6 protein-coding genes are annotated in these 3,943 nt (G+C 66.9%); 3 read left to right on the top strand and 3 right to left on the bottom strand.

Translation table 11 applies throughout. The features are described 5' to 3' along the window. Positions 1 to 11: 11 nt before the first annotated feature. The 3 genes from VFZ20_RS09710 to VFZ20_RS09700 form a co-directional block, all read right to left on the bottom strand. The gene (locus tag VFZ20_RS09710) at positions 12 to 1,154 is read right to left on the bottom strand and encodes a hypothetical protein (RefSeq protein WP_329683668.1); all 1,143 of its coding nucleotides are present in this window, start codon (positions 1,152 to 1,154) and stop codon (positions 12 to 14) included. Positions 1,155 to 1,231: 77 nt separating this feature from the next. Next, positions 1,232 to 1,459 (bottom strand): hypothetical protein, encoded by a 228-nt coding sequence (locus tag VFZ20_RS09705; RefSeq protein WP_329683667.1) that lies wholly within the window; start codon positions 1,457 to 1,459, stop codon positions 1,232 to 1,234. 37 nt (positions 1,460 to 1,496) lie between these two features. Then, positions 1,497 to 1,715 (bottom strand): hypothetical protein, encoded by a 219-nt coding sequence (locus VFZ20_RS09700; RefSeq protein ID WP_329683666.1) that lies wholly within the window; start codon positions 1,713 to 1,715, stop codon positions 1,497 to 1,499. A 597-nt stretch (positions 1,716 to 2,312) separates the two neighbouring features. Here VFZ20_RS09700 and VFZ20_RS09695 point away from each other — a divergent pair. The 3 genes from VFZ20_RS09695 to VFZ20_RS09685 all read left to right on the top strand — a co-directional run. Next, complete coding sequence (locus tag VFZ20_RS09695; RefSeq protein WP_329683665.1) at positions 2,313 to 2,927, top strand: helix-turn-helix domain-containing protein; 615 nt, start codon at positions 2,313 to 2,315, stop codon at positions 2,925 to 2,927. After that, complete coding sequence (locus tag VFZ20_RS09690) at positions 2,924 to 3,463, top strand: GNAT family N-acetyltransferase (protein ID WP_329683664.1); 540 nt, start codon at positions 2,924 to 2,926, stop codon at positions 3,461 to 3,463. The genes VFZ20_RS09695 and VFZ20_RS09690 overlap by 4 nt, the downstream gene beginning before the upstream one ends. 170 nt (positions 3,464 to 3,633) lie before the next feature. Then, on the top strand, positions 3,634 to 3,943 hold a 310-nt coding region (locus VFZ20_RS09685; RefSeq protein ID WP_329683663.1), incomplete at its 3' end, for a hypothetical protein.

Below are 3,943 nucleotides of genomic sequence, written 5' to 3'. Positions count from 1 at the left end.
AAAGCCGCTTCTCATGGGTGCTCCCGTGTTGGGGTGGGGGAGGGTTCGAGGCGGTAGACCACGAGCGACTGCACGTCCAGCGAATCACTGCTCACGGTGTAGATCCGGTCCGCCTGGATCAGGCGCGGTTGCACGCCGCGTGGAAGCCGCAGCGTGGCGACCTGCTTGCCCGTGGTGTCAAAGGCGATCCAGCGGGACTCCGGCGTGTGCGTCACCGGCTGGATCCACACGCGGGAGCGGTCGTCGACGAGCATGTTCTCCACGAGCGGCCAGGTTTCCCACCGGGACCGGAACGCACGGGTGAGCGCGCGGGCGGGGATGTCCTGGGTTGCGTTCTGCTGCGCCACGCTGTCGATCGTCGCGTCCGTCAGGGGCAGTCGCTGGGTATCCAGGCGAATGGGAATGCTGCGCCGCTCTTGCCCGGAAACGTCGTAGACGTGCACCCGGGCTGAATCGGTCCATAGTGTGTAGATGTTGCCCTGCGCGTCCCAGCGGACCAGCGTCTGCCGGGCCCAGTACGGCAGGAAGAACCCCTCTCCCCGGTCCGTGCGAACCTCCTGCACCTCGGGCTCGATTACGGTGATGACGGTGTCTCGCTGGATGGACCCGTCCCGGTTCAGCAGGCGGATCACGTCGTCGCGACGCTGGCCCGCGATGGGGACATCGCCGTTGATCCGCCGGAAGTGCCCGATGACGGAGCCGTCCCGCCAGGGCTCGATGTCCATCGGAAAAGAGTAGCCGGGTTCGGGAAAGAGGGTCGTATACGCCACCCGGTCGGAGCCGGGACGGTAAACCGTGGCGCGGTGGGCGAGGCCGTCATACACGAACAGGCTGTCGCCCGGGAGAAGGTGCACGTTGCCGATGGACTGGAACTCGCCGGGTCCTCCACCCATCCGGCCGAACTCCCTCACCAGCCGGCCCCGCCCGTCCAGTACGAGAACGCGCTGGAGCCCGTCGCCAGCGTAGACGAGACCGCGGGTATCCACCCCGATGTCCGTGATGCGGCTGAATTCCACGTCCCCTGCGCTGCGGGTGACTTCCGTGACCTCGAACGTGAGCGGGGTGTCCACGACGGGCGCGGGCTCGCACCCCTCCAGGGATAGAATCGCAAGTAGCACGAGAAACGGCATCGCGAGCTTGTCGGTGGGAAGCATCGTACCTCCGCAAATGAAAGCTGGTAGCTGACGGTGATGGCTGCTCACCACCACCGTCGAAGGACCGCCCTCCTGCCTTACGCGCTCGCGCGGGTGCAACCCGTCGGGCCGACCGCGCAACCGCCGCGGTAACAGCAAAAGGTTTCCGCCTTGCCGTCACCGTTCAGATCGCCCGCGCAGCAGAAGCGGTCACCCAGGTCCACGGGGTTTAGCACCATCGTGGAGTACGCGGGGCGAGCGGAGAGCAGCAGGGCACCGCCGGCGAGGGTGATGGACCCGGCGAGGACACGGATTCGGTTGGTCATTTCCGTTCTCCTTGGTCGATTGGTGATTGGGACGCGATCACGTTTGGGCCGTCTGGCAGCCGTCCGCCGTGATCCTGCACCCGCGCGGTCCGCAGCAGCGGCTCTGGCAGCTGCCGTAGGACGTCATCTCGCAGCAGCAGTACTGGGGCGGCGGCGGTGGCGGCGCGTAGGTGGCGTGCGCCGGGCGCGCGCTGGTGAGCGTTCCTCCGCCGAGCGCCACCACCGCGATCGCCAGGAGTCGAATTCGGTCTCGCATGCGGTTCTCCGTGTTGAGGTGAACGCCGCACGAGCTCACTCGGCCCGCGCGCAAGCTCATCCGCCGCGGTGCGACGGCTTTCTCGCGCAGATTGACCCGCTGCTTCCGTCCCGCACTCCCGCCGAGCGTATTCGCCTCGGCCTCATGTCACCGTCTTTGGCGCGTCCACGTTCCGTAATGCAACGGCGGTTCAGGTGCGGGGGCGTCCGCCATCACCAGCGGCGAGCGAACGCGGCCAATGATGTTCAGGATGTACAGGACGAGCAAGCCCCCTTTTGCGGTGCAGGTAGAAGATGACAGGGATGTTCACGCCGTACACGGGGCTGTCGGCTCCGGATCGGCAGGGGCGTGGGGCAGGGGAGAAGTGCGGCAGGATTACAATGGGATGGGCCGGATTCCCACGTCAAATGGTCGGGTATGGAGAGCGGTCGCGGTGCGCTCAATAGGAGCGGGTCCCGCCGTGACGGATCGTCACGGGATGCTCGAAAGCATCCCCGTCGTGGGCTGACTGCGCGTGAAAGCGGCCAGATGGATCCCGCTACTTACGCGCCCTTGGCTGCACTTGACTCTGTAATGCTGGAATTGCATCCTAGTATAATGGAATCGAATGATGCAGACATCCACGCGCACCTAGCCACGCGGCTGGCGCGCCTGCGGGCGGAGCGGGGGCTCACGCTGGATGCGCTGGCGGAGCGCGCGGGCGTGAGCCGCTCCATGATCTCGCTCATCGAGCGGGGAAAGAGCAGCCCCACGGCGGCCGTGCTGGACCGGCTGGCCGCCGGCTTGGGCGTTACGATCGCCTCGCTCTTCGCGGACGACGCGCGCGCGGACGCATCACCCGTGGCGCGGCGGGCGGAGCAGGCCACGTGGCGCGACCCGGAGACGGGCTACGTGCGGCGCAACCTGTCGCCGCCGCGCCATCCCTCGCCCATCGAACTCGTGGAGGTGGTGCTGCCGGCCGGCACCCGCGTGGCCTACGACACGCCGGGGACGCGCGCCGTGGGCATCAGCCAGCAGGTCTGGGTGCTGGAGGGGCGGCTGGAGCTCACGACCGGCGGCGTTACGCACGCGCTGGACGCCGGCGACTGCCTGGCCATGCGCCTGGACGGCCCCACCGCGTTCCGCAACCCGGCGGACGTGGACGCGCGCTATCTGGTTGCCCTGGCAGCGGATCCGGCCGGGCGCGCCAGCCATCGCGGAGCCACACCGTGACCGTTGCATCCGAACCGTTCGTCATCCGCGCCCTGACGGCGGACGAGGCCGCGGCGCGCATCGCCGAGTTGTCCGCCGTGCTGGTAGACTGCGTGGAAGGCGGTGCGTCCGTGAGCTTCATGGCGCCGCTCGCGCGGGAAACAGCGGACGCGTTCTGGCGAAAGGTCGCGGACGGGATGGCGGCGGGAACGCGGATCCTGCTCGTGGCGGAGGATGGGGCCGGCGCGATCATCGGCACCGTGCAGGTGATCGGCGACCTGCCGGAGAACCAGCCGCACCGCGCGGACGTAGCCAAGATGCTCGTCCACCGAAGCGCGCGCCGGCAGGGCCTGGGTGCCGCCCTCATGCGCGCCGCCGCGGATGCTGCCTGTGCCGCAGGCAAGACGCTGCTCGTGCTGGACACCGTCACGGGCAGTGACGCGGAGCGCCTTTACACGCGCCTGGGCTGGGTGCGCGTGGGTGTCATCCCCAACTACGCCCTCATGCCCAACGGCCAGCCCTGCGATACGACGGTGTTTTACAAGTCGCTGGTGTAGGGAGTAATGATGTCTGCCAAGATTCCATCATCTCCGCCGGACACCCGTACTGATTTGACAATTCTCGGGTATCGGTGTACGATTTACATCAATCCGCGAGTCGCATCACCTCCGATGATGCAGTCCAGCGATCCTTTCGTCCTGATACGTTCTCCAGCCCCGGTGCTGACATGCGGTCACCCTTCATCCGTTACTTGCTTGTTGTCGGTGCCCTTGCTCTCGCCGGCTGTCAGGATGCACCGACTTTTCCTGACCAGCGGGATGGAGACGCGCGCCTGAACACCGTGGTTGCGCCGGATGATGCAACCCAGGCGCCTGCCTGCTGCGATCCCATCATCGTTGTCGTACCTGGTCCGGAGGAGGAGTGCGATCCATGGCTTCAGCTGGATTTCTCCTGTGATGGAGGTGGCAATGGTGATTGCATGAGTTCCACCGGATTGAGCGCAAGCGACTGGCAGACGATCTCCGGGTGCTACGATG

Origin of the sequence: Longimicrobium sp. (assembly GCF_036280135.1) — a bacterium.
Classification (GTDB): domain Bacteria; phylum Gemmatimonadota; class Gemmatimonadetes; order Longimicrobiales; family Longimicrobiaceae; genus Longimicrobium.
This window is presented reverse-complemented; position numbering and strand designations above follow the sequence as displayed.

Coding starts and splice junctions, on each gene's coding strand:
- VFZ20_RS09710 (WP_329683668.1), bottom strand. CDS start 1,154: ATGCTTCCCACCGACAAGCTCGCGATGCCGTTTCTCGTGCTACTTGCG.
- VFZ20_RS09705 (WP_329683667.1), bottom strand. CDS start 1,459: ATGACCAACCGAATCCGTGTCCTCGCCGGGTCCATCACCCTCGCCGGC.
- VFZ20_RS09700 (WP_329683666.1), bottom strand. CDS start 1,715: ATGCGAGACCGAATTCGACTCCTGGCGATCGCGGTGGTGGCGCTCGGC.
- VFZ20_RS09695 (WP_329683665.1), top strand. CDS start 2,313: ATGGAATCGAATGATGCAGACATCCACGCGCACCTAGCCACGCGGCTG.